Raw genomic sequence first — 22,127 nt, 5'->3', positions numbered from 1 at the left:
GCAAGCCGCCATGCAAGTGAAACACCTGCTGCTGATCGCCATCCTCGCATTGACCGCTGCTTGCTCATCGAAGGAAGTCGTCGACGAAAACCTGAGCGAAGTCGAGCTGTACCAGCAGGCGCAGGCCGACCTGGACAACAACAGCTATACCAGCGCCACCGCCAAGCTCAAGGCCCTGGAATCGCGCTACCCGTTCGGTCGCTACGCCGATCAGGCTCAACTCGAGCTCATCTACGCCAACTACAAGAATGCCGAGCCCGAGGCTGCCAAGTCGGCCGCCGAGCGCTTCATTCGCCTGCACCCCCAGCACCCGAACGTGGACTACGCCTACTACCTCAAGGGCCTGACCTCTTTCGACCAGGACGTGGGCCTGCTGGCGCGCTTCCTGCCGCTGGACATGACCAAGCGTGACCCCGGTGCCGCGCGCGACTCCTACAACGAGTTCGCCCAGCTCACCAGCCGCTACCCCAACAGCCGCTACGCGCCGGACGCCAAGCAGCGCATGATCTACCTGCGCAACCTGCTGGCGGCCTACGAGATCCACGTTGCCGACTACTACCTGACCCGTCAGGCCTACGTCGCCGCGGCTAACCGTGGTCGCTACGTGGTGGAAAACTTCCAGGAAACCCCTTCGGTCGGCGACGGCCTGGCGGTAATGGTCGAGTCCTACCAGCGCCTGCACTTGGACGAATTGGCCAACACCAGCCTGGAAACCCTCAAGCTCAACTACCCGGACCACCGCACCCTGGTGGACGGTCAGTTCGTGCCAAGCGTTGCCGAAGCGGACAACCGTTCGTGGCTGAGCAAGGCCACCCTGGGCCTGATCGAATCCCGTCCACCGCTGCCGCCGGGCGAAACCCGCGCCAACCAGGACGTGATGCGCCAGTACCAGGACGCCAAAGACGCGATCCCGGCCGAGCTCAAACCTAAAGACGCCAATGGCGACGTGATGGAAGAAGAACAGCACGAAGCCGAAGGCAACAACAGCGACCGCTCGTGGTTCAGCTATATGACCTTTGGCGTGTTCGACTGACGCCAGGGCGATATCAAGAAGGAGGCTTTCGAGCCTCCTTTTTTGTGCCCGCGCTTTATTGCGCTGGGCGCTGCCCGGCACCTTGGCTAAACTGCCGGCTCTTTCGTCAAAAAGCTGACTGCCATGCTTCGTCTACTGTTCTGGATCGCCCTGATTGCCGCTGCGGTATGGTTCTGGCGCAAATTCAAGCGCTCGACATCCGCCACCACCCCGCCGCCCGAGCAAAGCGCCGCGCCCATGGTGCGTTGCGCCCATTGCGGCGTACACCTGCCCAGGGACCGCGCCCTGAGCCTGGAACAGCAATGGTATTGCAGCCAGCCCCACCTGGAGCAAGGCCCGCGCCAGCCCTAAGGCGCCACATAACTTGCGACAACCAGGGCCGGTAAAGTCGGCCCTGCATGCCTAGACTGCAAAGCACGCCAAGGAGGCGGCTGCTGTTTGCCCATGGACGGACATCGCGTTGAACCCACATTCCCGACACCCGCGCCTCGCCGCCGAAGACGCCCCGCGTCTACTCGGTGACTCTCCGGCCATCAAACGCCTGCGCCAACACATCGACAAACTCGCCAAGAGCCATGCGCCGATCTACATCAGCGGCGAATCCGGCAGCGGCAAGGAGGTGGTGGCCCGGGCCCTGCACCAACGCAGCCACCGGGCCGGGCACGGCTTTGTGCCGATCAACTGCGGCGCCATTCCCGCCGAGCTGATGGAAAGCGAGTTCTTCGGCCACCGCAAAGGCAGTTTCAGTGGCGCGGGCGATGACAAACCGGGGCTGTTCCAGGCCGCACACGGCGGCACACTGTTTCTCGACGAAGTGGCGGACTTACCGCTGGCAATGCAGGTCAAGCTCCTGCGGGCCCTGCAGGAAAAAGCCGTGCGCCCGGTGGGTGGGCAGCGCGAGGAACCGGTTGACGTGCGCATCCTCTGCGCCACCCACAAGGACTTGCGGGCCGAAGTCCACGCCCAGCGCTTTCGCCAGGACCTGTTCTATCGCTTGAATGTGATTGAACTGCGGGTCGCCCCATTGCGCGAACGGCGCGAGGATATCGAACTGCTGGCCAACCACATCCTCGGGCGAATGCCCCGCCGCCCAGGTTCCGCCCGCCCACGCTTGCATGCGCAAGCCATTGAAGTGCTGAAAAACTATCCGTTCCCCGGCAACGTACGGGAACTGGAGAACCTGCTGGAACGCGCCTATGCGCTGTGCGACGGCCCTTTGATCGAGGCCAGCGACCTCTATCTGCCAGCGTCGCCGGGCCCGGTTGAACTGCAGGGGATCAGCCTGGCGCACGTCAACAACCTGGAAGAACACCTGGAACACATCGAACGCAGCCTGCTCCTTCAGGCCCTGGAGGAAACGCGCTGGAACCGTACCGCGGCGGCCCGACGCCTGAGCCTGTCCTTTCGCTCGATGCGCTATCGCCTGAAAAAACTCGGCCTGGACTAAATCCGCCCGGCCGGGGCGTAAGGCGCCGGGTCGATCAGCGGCTCGCGGCCCAGTAGCAAATCCGCGAACAACTGGCATGAGGCCGGCGCTAGTACCAGGCCATTGCGGTAATGCCCGCAATTGAGCCACAAGCCTTCGATACCCGGCACCTGGCCGATGTAGGGAATGCCTTCGGGCGAACCGGGGCGCAATCCCGCCCAATGGCCGACCACCTCGGCGTGCGCCAACGCTGGAATCAGCTCCACCGCCGAGGCTTTCAGGCTTTCCAGGGCCGATAGGGTGGGCGTTTTGTCGAAACCTTCGTGCTCCAGGGTGCTGCCCACCAGAATATGGCCGTCGCGGCGGGGAATTGCGTAACGCCCCTTGGCCAGGACCATGCTCGGAAGAAAGTCCGCCTCACACTTGTAGAGGATCATCTGGCCCTTGACCGGTTCGACCGGCAGTTCCAGCCCCACGGTCTTGAGCAATTCGCCGCTCCAGGCCCCGGCCGTCAGCACCACTTGATAGGCCCGCACCTCGCCGATGGAGGTTTGCACCCCTACGATCCGCTGGCCTTCCAGGACAAAACCGCTGACCTCGCAGTGCTCCATGATGGCCACATTCGGCAGGGCTTCCAGCGCCGTGCGAAGGGCTTTAATCAGCCGCGGATTACGCACGTTGGCGACGTTTTCCATGTAAATGGCCCGGGCGAACCCCTCCCCCAGCACCGGCACGGCCTCTTGCACCGCCGACAGGTTCACGGCACGCAGCGGTCGATTTTCCCGCTCGGCCCAGGCCAAGGCCTCGGCTTCGTCTTCCAGGTCCAGCCAATACAGGCCGGTGGTATGCACTTGGGGATCGACCCCGGTGGTGGCAAACAGTTGCTCGGCCAACCGCGGATAGAAATCCTGCGACCAATGCGCCAGCGCCGTGACCGCCGGGCTGTAGCGCCACGGGTACAGGGGCGAGACGATGCCGCCGCCCGCCCAGGACGCCTCCTGGCCGAGACCGCTGCGGTCCAGCAACAGCACGCTGCGCCCCGCGCTCGCCAGGTTAAACGCGGTCAACAGCCCGATAACGCCGCCGCCAACAATCAGCACTTGTTCTTGATTGGCCATTTTCAGTTCCCACAATGAAAAAACAGCGAGCGCCCAGGGCGCCCGGCCAGCGGGCTCAACGCCCCCAGCAGTCTTTTTCGCTCACACCTTCGGCGGTATTGATGTTGCCGCGCTGGCCTGTATGGCTGAGGGTGAAATCGCCGCACTTGTCATCGACCATCAACGCCTCGTGCTTGCGCACCGCCGTCAGCAGAAAAGTCTGCTCGGCCAGTGTCGCGCTGAGGTTGTAGTAGTCGTTGCCCGGGCTCAGGTCGGTGGCACCGCTGTATTGATTGGTTTTGGAGTGCAGGCGCTCAAGGTTCTGCGCCTGTTCAGTCAACAACGCCGCGATTTCGGTGCGGTGGGTTTTCTTCACGTACTCGGTCGCGATGGGAAGACCGATGGTAATCACGATGCCGATGATCGCGACCACGATCATGAGTTCGATCAGGGTCAAACCTTGGTTGGATCTGCGCATGCCTCAAGCTCTCACTTACTGGATTTGTCGCCACATGATCCGGCGGCCGGTGCCGCTCGGTTCCGCGCTGGGCACGGTGTTGGCGGCGGGGTAGCGGGCCTGGCCATCGGGGATGAGTTCATCGCCCCAGCCGCCCGGTGCCCGCGGGTTGCGCATCTTAACGCCGAACGCCGGGGTGGCGGGCGTTTTAGCGCTGTATTTGCGCGCCTGCGAGCGTTCATCGGCCACTGCCAGCGGCGCCAAGCTTGCCACCGGCACGGGCTCACCGGCATAACCCAGATCAGTGAATGCAAGGGCCGAGGCGGCGAAAAAAGCCGCCAGCCGCCCGGCGTACCGCTCAATACAGGGCATAGACACTCTCCACCACACTGCGCGACTGGCCGGCAATGCCCACTGCCGTGACGCGGAACAGGTTCGCTTGCGTCTCGGCGGGCACGTTGACGGCCCCCAGCACCGGGCCCAGGTTCTGTAACCCGTAAAGGCCTTGGGCCGCTGCCACCCACATCACCCCGGAGGCAGCATTGAACCCGGGCTCGGTGACCAACGCCGATTCCGCCGGGGGTAGGCACTGCGTGGCCACGCAAAGGGGCACGCCTGCGCCTTCGACCCGCACCGCACTTTCACCCGTGCGCAGTGCCGATTCTGCGATCTGAAAGGACAGGTTGCGGGCCATCAGGTTGCCCGTCATTTTTTCCTGCAGGGTGGCGTTTTGCAGCGATGACAGGCCGATCAGCGTCAACAGCAGTAAAAACACCAGGCTGGCCAGCAACGCCATGCCGCGCTGCGCGGGGTTCCTCATGGCAACCCCCTACGGCAGCCGGTTGCGCAGTGCGGCCAGCCCATTGAATGCCTGGCTGCGCACCCGACCGGTCGGGTCCTTGAGAACCAGGCCCAAACGCACGCTACGAATGAGGGAGGGGTCGCCCGGCGTGTCGGTGTAGTAGGCCGCCGCCAGATCGGCCGGAGCGTTGGCCACGCCGAAACTCACGTCAAAACCTTCGACATTGCTCACCAGTACGGCTTGGTTAGGGCCGGTTCCGGTGCCGGTATACAACTGGCCATCCTGAACGGTGTAAGTCAGCCGTCGGATGGGCAAGGCCCACTGGCCGGGCGGGGGCCGGCGGCTACCGGTGTAGGCCCGGGCGGCGGTCATGCAATCGGTCAGCACGGTCCAGGTCGGCAACCCGCCACCCTGCCCCACATCCGCAGCGATCAGCGTCAGGCGCCGCGCGGCGGCGTCCCATTCGATGGGCCGGCGGATATGCCAGGAAAAGTCCCCCGCCGCACTCAGGTCTTCGATGCTGGCCAGGCAACCCGAAAGGCCCACCATGCGGATTTCCTGGAGCATTTTGCTCAGCACGTAACGGGCGTCTTCCTGCAGCGCAGCCGATGCGCTTTGGCTGAGGTAAGTGCTTTTGGCCGCGATAAACACCTGCACCACTCCCAGCACTACCACCAGGCTCAACGCCATGGCCAGCAAAAGCTCAATGAGGCCAAAGCCCCCATAAACGCGGCGCCTCACGGAGCCTCCGCGACGCGGCTGGTCAGCACGAAACTGCGTAGCGGCGCGGTGCCCGGATGGCTGGCCCGGGCGTCATCCCACTTGAGGTTGATGGTGACGTGGGGCCCGTTCATGGCGATGCTGCCGGTCGCGGTGGGGCCGCCGAAGTCGAGGATATTGCGCCTGAAGTCGTCCAAGTCCTGTTGAGCAATGCCGCTCATGGCGCCGACGCCAGACGGGGCGCTGTAGTCGGCCAAGGGATTGGCACGAATGCGGTCGAGCATGTCGTAGGCGACAAAACTGGCCTGGCTGCTGATGCGCGAACTGTCGGTGTACTTCAGCGCATTGAGCTGGATCGCCGCCGCCCCCAGCAGCCCTACGCCGAGAATCACCAGGGACACCAATACTTCAATCAGGGTCATCCCCTGCTGCGCCTTGAGTGGAACACCCGTTGTTTGAGTCATGAGTCGATCGTCCTTGAGGGGGCGCCAATTGCCACCATCGTCGGCTCCCTTCCTGGAACCAGCGAGATCAATAGCGGGCCAGGCACAAGGGTAGCGGCAAGATTTGCGGCACGCCCGGCAGCGGAACACGCGGCAACATAATCCCCGCGCCTCGGTCCCGGAGAGGCGCAAGACAGGGTCTATAACTAGTCCTACCGCAAGCCCCCGCCCAAGGAGGAAGAAGCATGAGTCAGAAAGGATTCAGCCTGATTGAGCTGCTGACCGGCATGGCCATCGCGGCCATTGCCGTGAACGTGGCCGTACCGCCAGTCACGGGGCTGATTGAGTCCGTTAGCCGAGAAAACACCGCCCGGCAACTGGCCGGCGCCATGGGCCACGCCCGCACCCAGGCCATCCTGCGCAACCAGACCGTGGTTATCCACGGTGTGGAGGGTGACTGGAGCCACGGCTGGAACGTGATTCTGGATATCAGCGGCGCAGGCCACGAGGACAAAAACAACCCGGTGCTGTCCGAGCGGTATCAGGATGGGCGGGTGTCGATTGTGGGTAATCGCCCGGTGCGCCAGTACGTACGCTTCAGTAGCCTGGGCGAGCCGCTACTACCGGGCGGGGCGTTCCAGGCCGGGACGCTGCACATCTGCGCCAGGGAGGGAGGCGTGAGCCACCATCAAGTGGTGCTCTCACGCAGCGGCCGGGTCAGCCTGCGCAGCGATAAGGCCGAACAGGCGTTGTGTTCACAGCAGGGAACGAACGCGTAGTTCTTTGGGCATGGAGAAGGTGACATTTTCTTCGCGGCCGGCCAGTTCATCAGCACCGGTGGCGCCCCAAGCGTGCAGTTGCTGGATCACGCCCCGCACCAGCACTTCCGGCGCCGACGCACCCGCAGTGATGCCAATGCGCTCGACGCCCTCGAACCAGCTCTGTTGCAGGTCTTCGGCGCCGTCGATCAGATAGGCCGGGGTCGCCATGCGCTCGGCCAGCTCACGCAGGCGGTTGGAGTTGGAACTGTTGGGGCTACCGACCACCAACACCACATCGCATTCGTCTGCCAGTTGCTTGACCGCGTCCTGGCGGTTTTGCGTGGCGTAGCAGATGTCGTCCTTACGCGGCCCGCCGATGGCCGGGAAACGGCTGCGCAGGGCATCGATGACACGGCTGGTGTCGTCCATCGACAGGGTGGTCTGGGTCACGAAGGAGATTTTCTCCGGGTTGCGCACCTGCAACGCGGCGACGTCTTTTTCATCTTCCACCAGATAAATCGAGCCGCCGTTGCTGGCGTCGTACTGGCCCATGGTGCCTTCGACTTCCGGGTGGCCGGCGTGGCCGATCAGGATGCATTCGCGGCCGTCGCGGCTATAGCGCGCCACTTCGATATGGACCTTGGTCACCAACGGGCAAGTGGCGTCGAACACCTTCAGGCCACGGCCCGCCGCCTCGGTACGCACGGCTTGGGAAACGCCGTGGGCGCTGAAGATCACGATGACGTCATCGGGCACCTGGTCCAGTTCCTCGACGAAAATCGCCCCGCGCGCGCGCAGGTCTTCGACCACGAACTTGTTGTGAACCACTTCGTGGCGCACGTAAATCGGCGGCCCGAAGACTTCCAGGGCGCGATTGACGATTTCGATCGCCCGGTCCACACCGGCGCAGAAGCCACGGGGGTTGGCGAGTTTGATTTGCATGCTGTGCCTCGTGTCTTGCGCGCAAGAAATAGCGAAAACCGTAGAAAACCATCTGTGGGAGCCAGCCTGCTCGCGATAGCGCCGTGTCAGTCAACATCGATGCTGAATGTCAGGCACTCATCACGGGCAAGCCCGCTCCCACACTTATTTACAGCGCTTTGACGCCGATGATCTCGACATCAAAGGTCAGGGTCTTGCCTGCCAGCGGGTGGTTGAAGTCGATGGTCACTTGGGTGTCGTCGAACGCCTTCACCACACCGGGCAATTCGGTGTTGGCCGCATCGTTGAAGATCACCAGCAGGCCGGGCGACAGGTCCATGTCCTGGAACTGCGAACGCGCAATAACCTGCACGTTCTGTGGGTTGGGCTGGCCGAAGGCGTTCTCCGGCTCGATTTTCAGGTTGCGCTTGTCGCCCGCCTTGAAGCCGAACAAAGCTGCCTCAAAGCCTGGCAGCAGGTTGCCATCCCCGACCTTGAAAGTCGCTGGGGCCTTGTCGAACGTGCTGTCGACGGTGTCGCCATTGTCCAGGCGCAGGGCAAAGTGCAGGGTGACTTCCGTGTTCTGGCCGATGCGTTGCGAGGCTTCAGTCATGAACGGCTTCTCCGGTTTTCTTACTTTTGAACATGTCCAGGGCCAGCATTACTGCGCCCACGCAGATGGCGCTGTCGGCAAAGTTGAACGCCGGGAAGTACCAGCGGTTCTGCCAATGCACCAGGATGAAATCGATCACATGGCCCAGGGCGATGCGGTCGTATAGGTTGCCCAGCGCGCCGCCCAACACCAGGGCCAAGGCAATCGCCAGCCAGGTGTCGTTGCGGCCCAGCCGCTTGAGCCAGACCACCAGCACCACGCTGACCACGATGGCGATCAGCGCAAACAGCCAGCGCTGCCAGCCAGAGCTGTCGGCGAGGAAGCTGAAAGCGGCGCCGGTGTTGTAGGCCAGGGTCCAGCTGAAGTAGTCGGGAATGACCACGATCTGCTGGTACATGGTCAGCGAACCTTCGAAGTAATGCTTGCTGGCCTGGTCGATGACCAGGACCAGCAGGCTCAACCACAGCCAGCCCGAGCGCCCGAAACGGCTAGTGGCCTCAGGCATAGTGACGTACCTCGCCGGCACCGCTGATGTTATCGACGCAACGACCGCAGATTTCCGGGTGCTCTGGGTTCACGCCAACGTCTTCGCGGCAGTGCCAGCAACGGGCGCACTTGGCGAAAGCAGACTTGACCACTTTGAGCTTGAGGCCGCTGACTTCGGTCTCTACCGCGTCAGCCGGGGCCTGCACGAACGGTGCGAGGGTGGCGGTGGAGGTGATGAGAACAAAGCGCAGTTCGTTGCTCAGCTTGGCCAGGTCGGCGCTCAGCGCCTCTTCGGCGAACAGCGTGACTTCGGCTTGCAGGTTGCCACCGACGGCCTTGGCCGCGCGTTGGTTTTCCAGCTCTTTGTTGACAGCCGCCTTGACCGCCATGATCCGCTCCCAGTAGGCGCGGTCCAGCTCGACGCCTTCGGGCAACTCAGTCAGGCCTTCGTACCAGGTGTTGAGCATCACCGATTCGTTGCGCTCGCCCGGCAGGTATTCCCACAACTCATCGGCGGTGAACGCCAGGATCGGCGCGATCCAGCGCACCAGCGCCTCGCTGATGTGGAAGAGTGCAGTCTGGCAGGAACGCCGGGCCTGGCTGTTGGCGCCGGTGGTGTACTGGCGGTCCTTGATGATGTCCAGGTAGAAACCGCCCAGCTCTTGCACGCAGAAGTTGTGCACCTTGGAGTAGACGTTCCAGAAGCGATACTCGCCGTAGTGCTCTTGCAACTCGCGTTGCAGCAGCAGGGCGCGGTCCACGGCCCAGCGGTCCAGGGCCAGCATGTCTTGCGCAGGCATCAGGTCGGTGGCCGGGTTGAAACCGGTCAGGTTCGAGAGCATGAAGCGCGCGGTGTTGCGGATACGCCGGTAGGCGTCCGCGCTGCGTTGCAGGATCTGGTCGGAAACCGCGATCTCGCCCGAATAATCGGTGGACGCGACCCACAGGCGCATGATGTCGGCGCCCAGGGTGTCGTTGACCTTTTGCGGTGCGATCACGTTGCCCAGGGACTTGGACATTTTGCGACCCGCTTCGTCAACGGTGAAACCGTGGGTCAGCAGTTCGCGGTACGGTGCGTGGTTGTCGATGGCGCAACCGGTCAGCAGCGAGGAATGGAACCAGCCGCGGTGCTGGTCGGAACCTTCCAGGTACAGGTCGGCGCGCGGGCCGCTGTCGTGGCCCATCAGGTGCGAGCCACGCAGCACGTGCCAGTGGGTGGTGCCGGAGTCGAACCACACGTCCAGGGTGTCGCTGATCTTGTCGTAGAGCGGTGCGTCTTCGCCGATCAGTTCGGCGGCGTCGAGCTTGAACCAGGCTTCGATGCCTTCGACTTCGACACGCTTGGCGACTTCTTCCATCAGTTCAACGGTGCGTGGGTGCAACTCGCCGCTTTCCTTGTTCAGGAAGAACGGGATCGGCACGCCCCAGTTGCGCTGGCGGGAGATGCACCAGTCCGGGCGGTTGGCGATCATCGAGTGCAGGCGCGCCTGGCCCCAGGCCGGGACGAACTGGGTGTCTTCGATGGCCTTGATGGCCCGTTGGCGCAGGGTATCGCCGGTGGCTGGCTGTTTGTCCATGCCGATGAACCACTGCGCGGTGGCGCGGTAGATCAGCGGGGTCTTGTGGCGCCAGCAGTGCATATAGCTGTGTTCGATGACGGCGGTGTGCAGCAACGCACCGACTTCGCTCAGTTTATCGACGATGGCCGGGTTGGCCTTCCAGATGAACTGGCCGCCGAAGAACTCCAGGGACGGCACGTACACGCCGTTGCTCTGCACGGGGTTGATGATGTCGTCGTTGACCATGCCGTAGGCTTTGCAGGTCACGAAGTCGTCCACGCCATAGGCTGGCGCAGAGTGCACCACGCCAGTGCCGGCGCCCAGTTCGACGTACTCGGCCAGGTACACCGGCGAGAGGCGATCGTAGAACGGGTGGCGGAAATTAATCAGCTCCAGCGCGCTGCCGGTCGCCGTGGCGATAACCGAGCCTTGCAGCTCGTAGCGGGCCAGGCAGGCTTCTACCAACTCTTCGGCCAACACCAACAGCCTGTCGCCGACATCCACCAGGGCGTAGGTGAACTCCGGGTGGACGTTCAGGGCCTGGTTGGCGGGGATGGTCCACGGGGTGGTGGTCCAGATCACGATGGACGCAGGCTTGCCCAGGCTGGGCAGGCCAAAGGCTGCGGCCAGTTTGGCTTCGTCGGCGATCGGGAAGGCGACGTCGATGGTGGAGGATTTCTTGTTCTCGTACTCGACTTCCGCTTCGGCCAGGGCCGAGCCGCAGTCAAAGCACCAGTTCACAGGCTTGAGGCCCTTGAACACGAAACCACCCTTGACGATTTCAGCCAAGGCACGGATTTCGCCAGCCTCGTTCTTGAAGTTCATGGTCTTGTAGGGGTTGGCCCAATCGCCCAGCACGCCGAGGCGGATGAACTCGGACTTTTGCCCTTCGATCTGCTCGGTGGCGTAGGCACGGCACAGTTCGCGGGTCTTGTCCGCGCCCAGGTTCTTGCCGTGGGTCACTTCGACCTTATGCTCGATCGGCAGGCCATGGCAGTCCCAGCCCGGAACATAAGGCGCATCAAAACCGGCCAGGGTCTTGGAGCGGATAATCATGTCCTTGAGAATCTTGTTCAGCGCATGACCGATGTGGATCGTGCCGTTGGCGTAGGGAGGACCGTCGTGAAGAACGAACTTCGGACGATCCTTGCCAATCTCGCGCAACTTCCCGTACAGGCCAATGCTGTCCCAGCGCTGCAGAATCTGTGGTTCGCGCTGTGGCAGGCCGGCCTTCATTGGGAAGGCGGTGTCCGGAAGGTTTAGCGTGGCTTTATAGTCGGTCATTTATGGCTCTTCAGTTAGCGATTGGCGCTAGGTGCGGCTAGGGCACGGGCGGCGGCGACATCCGCATTGATCGCCGTTTTCAGCGCCTCCAGAGAGGCGAAACGCTGCTCTTCACGCAGCTTTTGGTGGAAAACCACCGTCAAACGCCGGTCATACAGATCGCCGGCAAAATCTAAAAGATGAACTTCCAAGTGGGCCTTGCCATCGCCGGCCACCGTTGGCCGCACGCCGATATTGGCAACGCCGGGCCACGGCTGGCCATCGATATCGACACTCACCAAGTAAACCCCGGTCAGCGGCACGCGGCGGCGCTTGAGTTGCACGTTGGCGGTGGGCGTACCCAGTTGGCGCGCCAGTTTTTGCCCGTGCAGCACCCGCCCGGCGATGCGGAACGGGCGACCGAGCAAACGCTCGGCCAGGGGGAAATCCGCCGCGGCCAGGGCGTTACGGACCTGGGTGCTGCTCACGCGCAAACCATCGAGTTCGACGGTCTGTGCGGCTTCAACGGTAAAGCCCCGGGCACCACCGGCCTGCTGCAGGAAGTCGAAATCCCCCACCCGGTCGCAACCGAAGCGGAAGTCGTCGCCGACCTCCAGGTGCTGTACGCCCAGGCCATCGACCAGGATGGTATCGACAAACTCGGTGGCGCTGAGTTTGCTCAAGCGCTGGTTGAAGGCCAGGCACAGCACCCGGTCGACGCCTTCTTCGGCCAGCAATTGCAGTTTGTCGCGCAAACGCGCCAGGCGTGCCGGGGCGGTGTCCGGCGCAAAGAACTCCCGCGGTTGTGGCTCGAATATCACCACGCAGCTGGGTACGCCCAACTCAAGCGCACGTTCACGCAGCCGACCCAGGATCGCCTGGTGACCACGGTGAACACCGTCAAAGTTGCCAATAGTGGCGACGCAGCCCCGATGCTGGGGGCGCAAGTTGTGGAGGCCTCGAACCAGCTGCATAACGCGCTTCTTGCTCATAAAGTGGTCGATTATAACCACACCCGGCGGCTGACGACAGGCAAGCTCGCCGCCAAATGCCTCGAACTGATGCCTGACGCGCACTTAAGCGCAAAAACCCGTCAGTTCAGGGCCTTGCGATTGAAATCACGCAGGCGAAAGCCCATCGCTGCGAGCATGCCGAAATAGGTCACCACCCCCGCCAGCACCAACGCACCGAGGCGCAGGAACCGCTCCAGCATGTGACCCTCACTCCAGGCCGGCATAAAGTGCAACGCCACCAACAGCACCGCCGACATCATCGCCACCGCCACCAGCAACTTCAGGCCAAAGCGCCCCCAACCTGGCTGAGGCTGATACATCTGCTGCTTGCGCAACTGATAGAACAGCAGCCCCGCATTGAGGCAGGCGCCGGCACTGATGGCCAGCGCCAGGCCCGCATGGGCCAGCGGCCCGATCAGCAGCAGGTTGAACAGTTGCGTGACCACGAGGGTGAAGATGGCGATTTTCACCGGCGTGCGGATGTTTTGCTGGGCGTAGAAGCCCGGCGCCAGCACCTTGATGACGATAATCCCAAGCAACCCGACCGAATAGGCGACCAACGCCTGCTGAGTCATGGCGGCGTCATGGGCGCCGAATTCACCGTACTGGAACAGCGAAACCGTCAGAGGCTCAGCCAGGATGCCCAAGGCCAGAGCGCAGGGCAGCACCAGTACGAAGCACAGGCGCAGACCCCAATCGAGAATGCGCGAATACTCGTGGCGGTCCTTGCTCGCGTAAGTCTTGGCCAACGTGGGCAACAGGATCGTGCCCAACGCCACCCCGAGGACGCCGGAGGGCAACTCCATCAAACGGTCGGCGTAGTACATCCAGGACACCGAGCCCGCCACCAGGAACGAAGCGAAAATCGTGTTGATAATCAAGGAAATCTGGCTCACCGACACACCTAGGATCGCCGGCAGCATCTGCTTCATCACCCGCCATACGCCGGAGTCGCGCAGGTTCAGGCGCGGCAACACCAGCATGCCGATTTTTTTCAGGTGCGGCAGTTGATAGAGCAACTGCGCCAGGCCACCGGCCAGCACCGCCCACCCCAGCGCCATGATGGGCGGGTCGAAGTAAGGGGTCAGGAACAACGTGAACAGGATCATGCTGACATTGAGCAGCGTCGGCACGAAGGCCGGTACGGAGAACCGGTTCCAGGTGTTGAGGATCGCGCCTGCCAGGGACGACAGGGAGATCAGCAATATATAAGGAAAGGTCACTCGCAGCAGGTCGGCGGTCAGGGTGAATTTTTCCGGTTCATCGGTAAACCCCGGTGCCGTCGCCCAGATCACCCAGGGCGCCGCTACCATGCCCAACACCGTGACCAGCGCCAGTACGAGCGTCAGCAGGCCCGAGACGTAGGCAATGAAAGTGCGGGTCGCTTCGTCGCTCTGCTGGCTTTTGTATTCCGCCAGGATCGGCACGAACGCTTGGGAAAACGCCCCTTCGGCAAAGATGCGGCGTAACAGATTGGGCAACTTGAACGCGATAAAGAACGCATCCGTGGCCATACCGGCACCGAATATGCGCGCAATAAGGGTGTCACGGACAAACCCCAGGACCCGGGAAATCATCGTGATAGAGCTGACGGCGGCCAAGGATTTAAGCAGATTCATGGAAAGAGTTTTCGCCTGTCGATAAACAGCAGGCGAACAACGCGCCCACTTATGCGATACTCCGCGCCGCAGCAGCACAGAGCCAAAGCTCGCGAGTTTACAGGTCAGGCGCCGGAAAGAAATATCCGGGTGCCCCACACCTACCACTTAGCGGAACGCATCAACCGCCCTTGACAAGACTTCAACTCATCGGCATGATTCGCGGCCTATTTTGTTTGCTATTCCCTAAAAAGTCTTTCGAGGAGCTCGACGGTGGCCAACTCACCTTCCGCCAAAAAACGTGCAAAACAGGCTGAGAAGCGTCGCAGCCACAACGCCAGCCTGCGTTCCATGGTTCGCACCTACATCAAGAATGTAGTCAAAGCCATCGACGCAAAAGACGCTGAAAAAGCACAAGCCGCTTACGTTCTGGCCGTGCCAGTCATCGACCGCATGGCTGACAAAGGCATCATTCACAAAAACAAAGCTGCTCGCCATAAAGGCCGCCTGAATGGCCACATCAAGGCATTGAACCTTGCTGTAGCAGCCTAAGCGACACGCTTGTTAAAAAACCGACCCCAGGGTCGGTTTTTTATTGCCTAGGATTTATACCGGCATAAAAAATGGGAGCCGGCAACGCCACTCCCATCCCCATAAATCACACCCACTTACTGCGCGCTATTGGCCCACGGCAGGATCGGGATGGCCGTCACCGCATTCTGCGGGCTGCCTTCGATCAAGCGGTCGCTGTACACCAGGTACACCAGGGTATTGCGCTTCTTATCGAGGAAACGCACCACCTGCATGGTCTTGAACACCAGCGACGTGCGCTCCTTGAACACTTCATCACCATCCTTGAGCTCGCCCTTGAAGCTGATCGGCCCGACCTGGCGACAAGCAATCGACGCCTCAGCACGATCCTCGGCCAACCCCAGACCACCCTTTACACCGCCCGTCTTGGCGCGGGACAGGTAGCAGGTCACACCTTCGACCTTCGGATCATCGAACGCCTCGACCACAATCCGGTCGTTCGGCCCGACAAACTTGAACACCGTCGACACCCGACCAATCTCTTCGGCCGATGCCAGCAACGGCATCGCCAGCAACAGCCCCAACCACCCTTTAGCCATGCGCATACAGGTTTCCCTTAAACCAGAATCAGGTTATCGCGGTGAACCAGTTCCGGCTCCGCCATGTAACCCAAGAGACCGACAATCGCCTCAGACGACTGCCCGATGATTTTTTGCGCCTCAAGGGCGCTGTAATTGGCCAGCCCGCGCGCGATCTCACGACCATCCGGCGCGACGCACACCACCATTTCACCGCGACGGAAGCTACCCTGCACCAGTTTCACACCCACCGGCAGCAGGCTCTTGTTGCCCCGAGACAAGGCAGAAACCGCCCCTTCATCCAGCACCAAGGTACCGCGCGTCTGCAGATGCCCCGCCAGCCATTGCTTGCGCGCCGCCAGCATGCCGCGCTCCGGCGACAGCAACGTGCCGATGCGCTCGCCAGCCTTGAGCCGGTCCAGTACCCGCTCCAAGCGCCCACCAACGATGATGGTATGAGCGCCGGAGCGCGCCGCCAGGCGCGCCGCACGCAGCTTGGTCTGCATACCGCCGCGCCCCAGGGCGCCACCCGTGCCGCCCGCCACCGCATCCAGCGCCGGGTCGTCCGCGCGCGCCTCGTAAATCATCTGGGCATCGGGATTGTTGCGCGGGTCGGCATCGAACATCCCGTCGCGATCCGTGAGAATCACCAGCAGATCCGCCTCCACCAAGTTAGCCACCAGCGCCGCCAGGGTATCGTTGTCGCCAAAGCGGATTTCATCGGTGACCACCGTGTCGTTCTCGTTGATGACCGGAATCACCTTGAGTTCGACCAGGGCACGCAGCGTGCTGCGGGCATTGAGGTAACGCTTGCGATCAGACAGGTCATCATGGGTCAACAGGATTTGCGCAGTATGGCGACCATGCTCGGCAAAGCTCGACTCCCAGGCCTGCACCAAGCCCATCTGACCGATAGCAGCAGCAGCCTGGAGCTCGTGCATCGCGTTGGGTCGCGCCGTCCAGCCCAAGCGGCTCATGCCGGCAGCCACGGCCCCGGAGGACACCAGCACCAACTCCACACCCGCCTCATGCAGGGCCACCATCTGCTCGACCCAGACACCCATGGCCGCACGATCCAGCCCCTTGCCATCCGCCGTCAGCAACGCACTGCCGATCTTCACGACCCAACGCTGCGCACCTGTCACCTTGCTCCGCATCATCTTCAACCTTAGCTTGCGAGCGGCGCGACCCAGCACCACCCGCGCGATTATTAGTAGGAGTTTTTACAGATACTAAAACGCCGCTCAGTGAGCGGCGCTTGTAGTTTACTGCAACGAATCAGTCGCGGACGTAAATGATTTCCGGACCATCTTCGTCATCCACATCTTCCTCGTCCCAGTCGTCATCACCAATATCGTGAACCGACTTGACGCCGCTGCGGCGCAGTGCGCGCTGGTCATCCAGGGCTTGCAATTGGGCACGCGCCTCGTCTTCGATACGCTGATCGAGGTCCGCCAACTCTGCCTTGTAGACCGGGTCGTTAGCCAAGCGATCGGCACGATCTTCCAGGTAACGCATGATGTCGCGGGTCAGACGCTCAGTGCCTTCTTTGGCAATGGCCGAGATCACGTAGACCGGGCCAGTCCACTCCAGACGATCAACGATCTCCTTGACCCGCTCTTCGTGCTCTTCCTCAAGGATCTGGTCGCACTTGTTCAGCACCAACCAGCGATCGCGCTCGACCAGGGACGGGCTGAACTTGGTCAGCTCACTGACAATCACCTCAGCTGCGTCTGGCGCACTGCTTTCATCCAGCGGCGCCATGTCGACGAGGTGCAGCAACAGACGAGTGCGAGACAAGTGCTTGAGGAAGCGAATCCCCAGGCCCGCACCGTCGGAAGCCCCTTCGATCAGGCCCGGGATGTCCGCAACTACAAAGCTCTTCCAGCGATCGACACTGACCACACCCAGGTTCGGCACCAGGGTGGTGAACGGATAATCCGCCACCTTCGGCTTGGCGGCCGAAACCGAACGGATAAAGGTACTTTTTCCCGCATTCGGCAAACCCAACAGGCCCACGTCAGCCAGAACCTTCATTTCCAGCTTGAGGTCACGCTGCTCGCCCGGCTTGCCAGGGGTTGTCTGACGCGGCGCGCGGTTGGTGCTGGATTTGAAACGGGTATTGCCCAGACCGTGCCAACCACCGTGAGCCACCAGCAGACGCTGGCCGGCCTTGGTCAGGTCGCCAATCACTTCCTGGGTGGCGGAGTCGATCACCGTGGTGCCCACCGGTACGCGCAGCACCAACTCCTCACCTTTTTTGCCGGTGCAATCGGTACTGCCGCCGTTGGAACCGCGCTCGGCATCAAAATGCCGGGTGTAGCGGTAGTCCACCAGGGTATTGAGGTTTTCGTCGGCGACCATGAACACCGAACCGCCGTCACCGCCGTCACCGCCGTTGGGGCCACCGTTTTCGATGAACTTTTCCCGACGGAAACTCATGCAACCGTTACCGCCGTCGCCGGCCTTTACTCGAATCGAAACTTCATCAACAAACTTCATAACAAAACGCCTCTCGCCGCATGGACGAGCCAAAAATCACCAAGACATAAGACTCTTGCAAAAATGAGCGCAGCGACCTCAATCAACGACCGCACAATCCAGCGCTGGCAGCCCATACAAACAGTTTTGCAAGAGACTCACCCCACAAACGAAAAAGCCCCGTCGCAAGACAGGGCTTTTCCAGCAACTACGTAATTATGCCGCGACGACTTCAGTCTTCGGGACAACGCTTACGTAACGACGACCGAAGGCGCCTTTAACCTGGAACTTGATCACGCCTTCGATTTTAGCGAAGAGGGTGTGATCCTTACCCATGCCAACACCGTAACCGGCGTGGAATTGGGTGCCGCGCTGACGCACGATGATGTTGCCTGGAACGATGACCTGGCCGCCATACATCTTCACGCCAAGGCGTTTGGCTTCTGAGTCGCGACCGTTACGGGTACTACCACCAGCTTTTTTGTGTGCCATGAGTTCAATTCTCCTAGTGAGGAATTAGGCTGAAATTAAGCCTGAATACCGGTGATTTTGATCTCGGTGTACCACTGGCGGTGGCCCATACGCTTCATGTGGTGCTTACGACGACGGAACTTGATGATGCGGACTTTATCGTGACGACCTTGGGAGATCACTTCAGCCACAACGGTAGCGCCAGCAACAACTGGGGCACCGATATTTACGTCGTCGCCATTGGCAACCAACAGAACGCGATCAAAAGTGACGGATTCGCCGGTAGCGATTTCCAGCTTTTCGATCTTCAGGTATTCACCTGGAGCGACTTTATACTGCTTGCCGCCTGTAACGATTACTGCGTAAGACATGGTATTTCTCCGATAATCCTGCTCACCCAGCTCTTTATAAGAAGAGGTATTGGCTGGCATGGCTGCATGAGGCTGGAACGGCCCAGATGCAATTGCGTAAGGCAGGTGCTGCCCAGGAAGTTCAGGGTGCGCGATTGTACGCAAGGCACCCGCACCTTGCAAGGGGGCGTCCAACGCGCCTTGACACCCAGGGGCACGGGTCCTAGCATGCCGCGCAACCCTTCTGGAGCACCTGTCGCTGATGCAACCCCAAGCTTTCTACCGCGCGGTGGCGGACGATTTTAGCGCCGTCGACGGTATCATCAAGAAACAGCTGACTTCCCGAGTACCGCTGGTATCGAAAATCGGCGACTACATTACCTCGGCCGGGGGCAAGCGCCTGCGTCCTCTATTGGTGCTGCTGTGCGGCAAGGCGCTGGGCCGCGAGGGCGACGACATGCGCCTGCTCGCCGCAACCATCGAGTTCCTGCACACCGCCACCCTGCTGCATGACGATGTGGTCGATATGTCCGGCATGCGCCGTGGCCGCTCCACCGCCAACGCCATGTGGGGCAACGCCCCGAGCGTGCTGGTGGGCGACTTCCTGTACTCGCGCTCGTTCGAGATGATGGTCGAGCTGGGCTCCATGCCAGTGATGAAGATCCTCTCCCAGGCCACGCGCATCATCGCCGAAGGCGAGGTGCTGCAACTGTCCAAGGTGCGCGACGCCAGCACCAGCGAAGAAACCTACATGGAAGTCATTCGTGGCAAGACCGCCATGCTCTTCGAGGCTTCTACCCACAGTGCCGCCGTCCTGGCCGGCGCCACCGCCGAACAGGCAGAGGCGTTGCGCACCTTTGGCGATCACCTGGGCGTGGCGTTCCAACTGGTTGACGACCTGCTCGACTACCGTGGCGACGCCGACACCCTGGGCAAAAACGTCGGCGATGACCTGGCCGAAGGCAAGCCGACCCTGCCGCTGATCTACACCATGCGCGAAGGCACCGCCGAGCAAGCTGCGCTGGTGCGCCAGGCAATCCAAAAGGGCGGCATCGAAGACCTGGAAAGCATCCGCACCGCCGTGGAAGCGTCCGGCTCGCTGGAATACACCGCTCAACTGGCACGCGATTACGTGGCTCGCGCCATCCAGTGCCTGGAAGCCATCCCGGCCAGCGAGTACCGCGACGCCCTGATCGAATTGAGCGAGTTCGCGGTCGCCCGTACTCACTGACCGCCACACCCGGTGGGAGCACGCCTGCTCCCACTTGCTTTTGCGTTGCACCCCTGCCCCGGCTAAAACCCTATACAATGTGCGCTTTTTAGCGATCCTGAATCCAAGGAGCCTTAGTGAGCACGTTGCCACCCTGCCCAAAATGCAATTGCGAATACACCTATGAAGACGGCGCACAGCTGATCTGCCCGGAGTGCGCCCACGAGTGGTCCGCCTCTGACGAGGCCGAGACAGCCAGCGACGAAACCGTGAAGAAGGATTCGGTCGGTAATGTCCTGCAAGACGGCGACACCATCACCGTCATCAAAGACCTCAAGGTCAAGGGCACTTCCCTGGTGGTCAAGGTCGGCACCAAGGTCAAGAACATCCGCCTGTGTGACGGCGACCACGACATTGACTGCAAGATCGACGGCATCGGCCCGATGAAGCTCAAGTCCGAGTTCGTCAGAAAGGTCTGAACCATGCTGGCTGCCATCCCGTGCAATGCGGGACGGCACCGCGGCCAGCAATAGCAAAAAGCCATAGCTCTGTCAGCCCATGCAATGCCCACACAAAAAAATGCAGAAATCGCCAATAGGCGCTTGCTATTACTTGAATAAGAATTATTCTCATCGAACCCTTCAACGGAGATGAGAACCATGACTTATTTGATCGACGCCTGGCTGGACCGCCCACACCCCTACCTCAGGATCCTTCACAGGGAAACCGGGGAAGTCTGTGCCGTATTGGAAGAAGAAGCGCTCAATGAGCTGCAAGACCAGGGCGACCTGGATCTCCATGGCCTGAACTCCAGCGAGCCGGTGGTGCTTAAGGAGTTGGTGCGCAACCTGTTTCTGTTCTGCTATGCCCGAGCATTGCGCCCGGTGACGGAGCTCAACGGTAAGTTCCACCCATGAACCACCCCGCAGAACCTATAGAAGCAAACGGTGCGGCGACCCGACTTGCCCGCGGCTGTTTCACCGCGGCGCAAACCTGAAATCGAGTTGCCTGCATCGCAATGCAGGCCCACACCGCTTCAACCAACCTTACAGAACGTCGAGCAGTTCGACGTCGAACACCAGAACGCTGTGCGGCGGGATGCTACCCACGCCCTGAGCGCCGTAGGCCAGTTCGCTCGGCACGTACAAGCGCCATTTGCTGCCGGCATTCATCAGTTGCAGGGCTTCGGTCCAGCCAGCGATCACGCCACCCACCGGGAATTCCGCTGGCTGCCCACGATCGTAGGAGCTGTCGAATACCGTGCCGTCGATCAGCGTGCCGTGATAGTGCGTGCGCACGGTGTCTTCACGCGATGGCTTGGCGCCTTCACCCGCGGTCAGCACTTCGAATTGCAGGCCGGAGGCCAGAGTAGTGATGCCTTCGCGCTTGGCGTTGTCGGCCAGGAATGCCAGGCCAGCGCCGGCAGCGGCTTCAGCCTTGGCAGCGGCTTCGGCTTGCATGACTTCGCGGATAACCTTGAAGCTGGCGGACATTTCTTCCTGGCCAACACGGCTTTCCTTGCCGGCGAAGGCGTCGGTCAGGCCTGCCAGGATCGCGTCCAGGCTGACGCCCGGCGGCGGGTTGTCGCGCAGTTGGTCGCCCAACTGACGGCCAATGCCGTAGCTGACGCGGGTTTCGTCGGTGGACAGATTGACTTCGGACATAACACGGCTCCGCTGTGGGGCACCCTGGAAGCCGCTTGGTATAAGGGCGGCTCCCGGAAAACCCTTGATAAAAAGGGCGAGCAGACTAGCACACTGCCGCGATCGAGATCAGTAGGCGCAAAGTGCGCGCCTACTGGCGCCGGGGAATCAGTGTTTGGTCAGCTTGTCCAGGTAACCCATGGCGAATGCCGAGACCACGAACGTCATGTGGATGATGACGTACCACATCAAGTGCTCGGGATCGACGTTCTTGGCATCCATGAAGATGCGCAGCAGGTGGATCGACGAGATCGCGACGATCGAGGCGGCCACTTTCATCTTCAGGGAAGACGAATCCATGGTACCCAGCCAGTTGAGCTTCTCTTTGTGGTCGTCGATGTCGAGCTGGGAGACGAAGTTCTCGTAGCCGGAAATCATCACCATCACCAACAGGCCACCCACCAGCGCCATGTCGATCAGCGACAACAGCACCAGGATCAACTCGGACTCCGCCATCGCGAAAATGTTGGGGAAAACGTGCAGCACTTCCTGGAAGAACTTCAGCGCCAGCGCCAGCAAGCCCAGGGACAGGCCAAAGTAGATCGGCGCCAGCAGCCAACGCGAGGCGTACATAGCATTTTCGATAAAACGTTCCATTGAATCTCACACAA

General features: G+C 61.5%; 26 protein-coding genes and 1 pseudogene. 8 read left to right on the top strand and 19 right to left on the bottom strand.

Going from position 1 to position 22,127, the window contains the following annotated elements; translation table 11 throughout:
* The first annotated feature begins 10 nt into the window (after positions 1–10).
* The 3 genes and pseudogenes from AC19YR_RS07165 to AC19YR_RS07155 all read left to right on the top strand — a co-directional run.
* Positions 11–1,033 carry an outer membrane protein assembly factor BamD gene (locus AC19YR_RS07165; RefSeq protein ID WP_095109469.1) on the top strand — a complete coding sequence of 341 codons (1,023 nt, stop codon included), beginning with the start codon at positions 11–13 and terminating at the stop codon, positions 1,031–1,033.
* A 123-nt stretch (positions 1,034–1,156) separates the two neighbouring features.
* Positions 1,157–1,384 (top strand): PP0621 family protein, encoded by a 228-nt coding sequence (locus tag AC19YR_RS07160; protein WP_500597737.1) that lies wholly within the window; start codon positions 1,157–1,159, stop codon positions 1,382–1,384.
* A gap of 157 nt (positions 1,385–1,541) precedes the next feature.
* Positions 1,542–2,480: pseudogene (locus tag AC19YR_RS07155) on the top strand (sigma-54 interaction domain-containing protein); the annotation flags it as partial.
* On the opposite strand, the gene thiO reads toward AC19YR_RS07155, so the two are convergent.
* Genes thiO through pilV form a run of 6 tightly spaced genes read right to left on the bottom strand, consistent with a single transcriptional unit; the run spans position 2,477 to position 5,999 of the window.
* Entirely contained in the window at positions 2,477–3,577 is a 1,101-nt protein-coding gene (gene thiO / locus AC19YR_RS07150) for a glycine oxidase ThiO (RefSeq protein ID WP_095109466.1), read from the bottom strand. The pseudogene AC19YR_RS07155 and the gene thiO sit on opposite strands and share 4 nt — an antisense overlap.
* 55 nt (positions 3,578–3,632) lie before the next feature.
* The gene (locus AC19YR_RS07145) at positions 3,633–4,034 is read right to left on the bottom strand and encodes a type IV pilin protein (RefSeq protein WP_095109465.1); all 402 of its coding nucleotides are present in this window, start codon (positions 4,032–4,034) and stop codon (positions 3,633–3,635) included.
* Positions 4,035–4,049: 15 nt separating this feature from the next.
* Positions 4,050–4,385 carry a hypothetical protein gene (locus AC19YR_RS07140; protein WP_500597735.1) on the bottom strand — a complete coding sequence of 112 codons (336 nt, stop codon included), beginning with the start codon at positions 4,383–4,385 and terminating at the stop codon, positions 4,050–4,052.
* A complete protein-coding gene (locus tag AC19YR_RS07135; protein WP_095109463.1) occupies positions 4,372–4,833 on the bottom strand; it encodes a pilus assembly PilX family protein in 462 nt (153 codons plus the stop codon). The genes AC19YR_RS07140 and AC19YR_RS07135 overlap by 14 nt, the downstream gene beginning before the upstream one ends.
* 9 nt (positions 4,834–4,842) lie before the next feature.
* On the bottom strand, positions 4,843–5,556 hold the full coding sequence (locus AC19YR_RS07130; protein ID WP_500597734.1) for a PilW family protein: 714 nt from the start codon (positions 5,554–5,556) through the stop codon (positions 4,843–4,845).
* Positions 5,553–5,999: a type IV pilus modification protein PilV gene (pilV, locus tag AC19YR_RS07125; protein ID WP_095109461.1), complete on the bottom strand. Its 447-nt coding sequence runs from the start codon at positions 5,997–5,999 to the stop codon at positions 5,553–5,555. The genes AC19YR_RS07130 and pilV overlap by 4 nt, the downstream gene beginning before the upstream one ends.
* Before the next feature lie 224 nt (positions 6,000–6,223).
* Between pilV and AC19YR_RS07120 the strand changes: the two genes are divergently transcribed.
* Entirely contained in the window at positions 6,224–6,757 is a 534-nt protein-coding gene (locus tag AC19YR_RS07120; RefSeq protein WP_095109460.1) for a GspH/FimT family pseudopilin, read from the top strand.
* On the opposite strand, the gene ispH is transcribed toward AC19YR_RS07120, so the two are convergent.
* The 6 genes from ispH to murJ form a co-directional block, all read right to left on the bottom strand.
* On the bottom strand, positions 6,734–7,681 hold the full coding sequence (ispH, locus tag AC19YR_RS07115; RefSeq protein WP_095109459.1) for a 4-hydroxy-3-methylbut-2-enyl diphosphate reductase: 948 nt from the start codon (positions 7,679–7,681) through the stop codon (positions 6,734–6,736). The genes AC19YR_RS07120 and ispH overlap by 24 nt on opposite strands.
* A gap of 148 nt (positions 7,682–7,829) precedes the next feature.
* Positions 7,830–8,273, bottom strand: coding sequence for an FKBP-type peptidyl-prolyl cis-trans isomerase (gene fkpB, locus AC19YR_RS07110; protein ID WP_095109458.1), 444 nt, complete (start codon positions 8,271–8,273; stop codon positions 7,830–7,832).
* Positions 8,266–8,778, bottom strand: coding sequence for a signal peptidase II (gene lspA / locus AC19YR_RS07105; RefSeq protein WP_500597732.1), 513 nt, complete (start codon positions 8,776–8,778; stop codon positions 8,266–8,268). Before lspA ends, fkpB begins: the two co-directional genes overlap by 8 nt.
* Entirely contained in the window at positions 8,771–11,602 is a 2,832-nt protein-coding gene (gene ileS / locus AC19YR_RS07100; protein ID WP_095109456.1) for an isoleucine--tRNA ligase, read from the bottom strand. Before ileS ends, lspA begins: the two co-directional genes overlap by 8 nt.
* Positions 11,603–11,616: 14 nt before the next feature.
* On the bottom strand, positions 11,617–12,555 hold the full coding sequence (gene ribF, locus AC19YR_RS07095) for a bifunctional riboflavin kinase/FAD synthetase (protein WP_176465111.1): 939 nt from the start codon (positions 12,553–12,555) through the stop codon (positions 11,617–11,619).
* Between the two features lie 119 nt (positions 12,556–12,674).
* Positions 12,675–14,213, bottom strand: coding sequence for a murein biosynthesis integral membrane protein MurJ (gene murJ / locus AC19YR_RS07090; RefSeq protein ID WP_500597730.1), 1,539 nt, complete (start codon positions 14,211–14,213; stop codon positions 12,675–12,677).
* A gap of 252 nt (positions 14,214–14,465) precedes the next feature.
* Here murJ and rpsT point away from each other — a divergent pair, with 252 nt between their 5' ends.
* Complete coding sequence (gene rpsT, locus AC19YR_RS07085) at positions 14,466–14,744, top strand: 30S ribosomal protein S20 (protein ID WP_095109453.1); 279 nt, start codon at positions 14,466–14,468, stop codon at positions 14,742–14,744.
* Between the two features lie 116 nt (positions 14,745–14,860).
* On the opposite strand, the gene AC19YR_RS07080 is transcribed toward rpsT, so the two are convergent.
* From AC19YR_RS07080 to rplU, 5 genes are all read right to left on the bottom strand, one after another.
* Complete coding sequence (locus AC19YR_RS07080; RefSeq protein WP_500597728.1) at positions 14,861–15,328, bottom strand: CreA family protein; 468 nt, start codon at positions 15,326–15,328, stop codon at positions 14,861–14,863.
* A gap of 11 nt (positions 15,329–15,339) precedes the next feature.
* Complete coding sequence (proB, locus tag AC19YR_RS07075) at positions 15,340–16,458, bottom strand: glutamate 5-kinase (protein ID WP_500597768.1); 1,119 nt, start codon at positions 16,456–16,458, stop codon at positions 15,340–15,342.
* Positions 16,459–16,579: 121 nt separating this feature from the next.
* A complete protein-coding gene (gene cgtA, locus AC19YR_RS07070; protein WP_500597726.1) occupies positions 16,580–17,803 on the bottom strand; it encodes an Obg family GTPase CgtA in 1,224 nt (407 codons plus the stop codon).
* Between the two features lie 195 nt (positions 17,804–17,998).
* Positions 17,999–18,274 (bottom strand): 50S ribosomal protein L27, encoded by a 276-nt coding sequence (gene rpmA, locus AC19YR_RS07065; RefSeq protein ID WP_095109449.1) that lies wholly within the window; start codon positions 18,272–18,274, stop codon positions 17,999–18,001.
* Between the two features lie 35 nt (positions 18,275–18,309).
* Positions 18,310–18,624: a 50S ribosomal protein L21 gene (gene rplU / locus AC19YR_RS07060; protein ID WP_003176051.1), complete on the bottom strand. Its 315-nt coding sequence runs from the start codon at positions 18,622–18,624 to the stop codon at positions 18,310–18,312.
* A gap of 241 nt (positions 18,625–18,865) precedes the next feature.
* On the opposite strand from rplU, the gene AC19YR_RS07055 reads away from it, so the two are divergent.
* The 3 genes from AC19YR_RS07055 to AC19YR_RS07045 all read left to right on the top strand — a co-directional run bounded on the left by AC19YR_RS07055 (position 18,866) and on the right by AC19YR_RS07045 (position 20,730).
* Positions 18,866–19,834 (top strand): polyprenyl synthetase family protein, encoded by a 969-nt coding sequence (locus tag AC19YR_RS07055; protein ID WP_095109448.1) that lies wholly within the window; start codon positions 18,866–18,868, stop codon positions 19,832–19,834.
* 116 nt (positions 19,835–19,950) lie between these two features.
* Positions 19,951–20,292 carry a zinc ribbon domain-containing protein YjdM gene (locus AC19YR_RS07050; RefSeq protein ID WP_500597723.1) on the top strand — a complete coding sequence of 114 codons (342 nt, stop codon included), beginning with the start codon at positions 19,951–19,953 and terminating at the stop codon, positions 20,290–20,292.
* 180 nt (positions 20,293–20,472) lie between these two features.
* Complete coding sequence (locus AC19YR_RS07045) at positions 20,473–20,730, top strand: PA4570 family protein (RefSeq protein WP_095109446.1); 258 nt, start codon at positions 20,473–20,475, stop codon at positions 20,728–20,730.
* 129 nt (positions 20,731–20,859) lie between these two features.
* On the opposite strand, the gene bamJ is transcribed toward AC19YR_RS07045, so the two are convergent.
* On the bottom strand, positions 20,860–21,477 hold the full coding sequence (bamJ, locus tag AC19YR_RS07040) for a BamJ family beta-barrel-assembly machinery protein (protein ID WP_095109445.1): 618 nt from the start codon (positions 21,475–21,477) through the stop codon (positions 20,860–20,862).
* A gap of 147 nt (positions 21,478–21,624) precedes the next feature.
* A complete protein-coding gene (locus tag AC19YR_RS07035) occupies positions 21,625–22,113 on the bottom strand; it encodes a TIGR00645 family protein (protein WP_095109444.1) in 489 nt (162 codons plus the stop codon).
* Positions 22,114–22,127: the final 14 nt, after the last annotated feature.

Source organism: Pseudomonas sp. MF08817 (assembly GCF_059862705.1).
The sequence above is the reverse complement of the archived record's forward strand: the minus strand, read 5'-3'. Positions and strand labels throughout refer to the sequence as shown.

Coding starts and splice junctions, on each gene's coding strand:
- AC19YR_RS07140 (WP_500597735.1), bottom strand. CDS start 4,385: ATGCCCTGTATTGAGCGGTACGCCGGGCGGCTGGCGGCTTTTTTCGCC.
- bamJ (WP_095109445.1), bottom strand. CDS start 21,477: ATGTCCGAAGTCAATCTGTCCACCGACGAAACCCGCGTCAGCTACGGC.
- AC19YR_RS07055 (WP_095109448.1), top strand. CDS start 18,866: ATGCAACCCCAAGCTTTCTACCGCGCGGTGGCGGACGATTTTAGCGCC.
- AC19YR_RS07160 (WP_500597737.1), top strand. CDS start 1,157: ATGCTTCGTCTACTGTTCTGGATCGCCCTGATTGCCGCTGCGGTATGG.
- proB (WP_500597768.1), bottom strand. CDS start 16,458: ATGCGGAGCAAGGTGACAGGTGCGCAGCGTTGGGTCGTGAAGATCGGC.
- AC19YR_RS07135 (WP_095109463.1), bottom strand. CDS start 4,833: ATGAGGAACCCCGCGCAGCGCGGCATGGCGTTGCTGGCCAGCCTGGTG.
- rplU (WP_003176051.1), bottom strand. CDS start 18,624: ATGTCTTACGCAGTAATCGTTACAGGCGGCAAGCAGTATAAAGTCGCT.
- fkpB (WP_095109458.1), bottom strand. CDS start 8,273: ATGACTGAAGCCTCGCAACGCATCGGCCAGAACACGGAAGTCACCCTG.
- ileS (WP_095109456.1), bottom strand. CDS start 11,602: ATGACCGACTATAAAGCCACGCTAAACCTTCCGGACACCGCCTTCCCA.
- murJ (WP_500597730.1), bottom strand. CDS start 14,213: ATGAATCTGCTTAAATCCTTGGCCGCCGTCAGCTCTATCACGATGATT.
- AC19YR_RS07165 (WP_095109469.1), top strand. CDS start 11: ATGCAAGTGAAACACCTGCTGCTGATCGCCATCCTCGCATTGACCGCT.
- cgtA (WP_500597726.1), bottom strand. CDS start 17,803: ATGAAGTTTGTTGATGAAGTTTCGATTCGAGTAAAGGCCGGCGACGGC.
- ribF (WP_176465111.1), bottom strand. CDS start 12,555: ATGCAGCTGGTTCGAGGCCTCCACAACTTGCGCCCCCAGCATCGGGGC.
- AC19YR_RS07045 (WP_095109446.1), top strand. CDS start 20,473: ATGACTTATTTGATCGACGCCTGGCTGGACCGCCCACACCCCTACCTC.
- AC19YR_RS07120 (WP_095109460.1), top strand. CDS start 6,224: ATGAGTCAGAAAGGATTCAGCCTGATTGAGCTGCTGACCGGCATGGCC.
- rpmA (WP_095109449.1), bottom strand. CDS start 18,274: ATGGCACACAAAAAAGCTGGTGGTAGTACCCGTAACGGTCGCGACTCA.
- lspA (WP_500597732.1), bottom strand. CDS start 8,778: ATGCCTGAGGCCACTAGCCGTTTCGGGCGCTCGGGCTGGCTGTGGTTG.
- thiO (WP_095109466.1), bottom strand. CDS start 3,577: ATGGCCAATCAAGAACAAGTGCTGATTGTTGGCGGCGGCGTTATCGGG.
- ispH (WP_095109459.1), bottom strand. CDS start 7,681: ATGCAAATCAAACTCGCCAACCCCCGTGGCTTCTGCGCCGGTGTGGAC.
- AC19YR_RS07035 (WP_095109444.1), bottom strand. CDS start 22,113: ATGGAACGTTTTATCGAAAATGCTATGTACGCCTCGCGTTGGCTGCTG.
- AC19YR_RS07080 (WP_500597728.1), bottom strand. CDS start 15,328: ATGCGCATGGCTAAAGGGTGGTTGGGGCTGTTGCTGGCGATGCCGTTG.
- pilV (WP_095109461.1), bottom strand. CDS start 5,999: ATGACTCAAACAACGGGTGTTCCACTCAAGGCGCAGCAGGGGATGACC.
- AC19YR_RS07145 (WP_095109465.1), bottom strand. CDS start 4,034: ATGCGCAGATCCAACCAAGGTTTGACCCTGATCGAACTCATGATCGTG.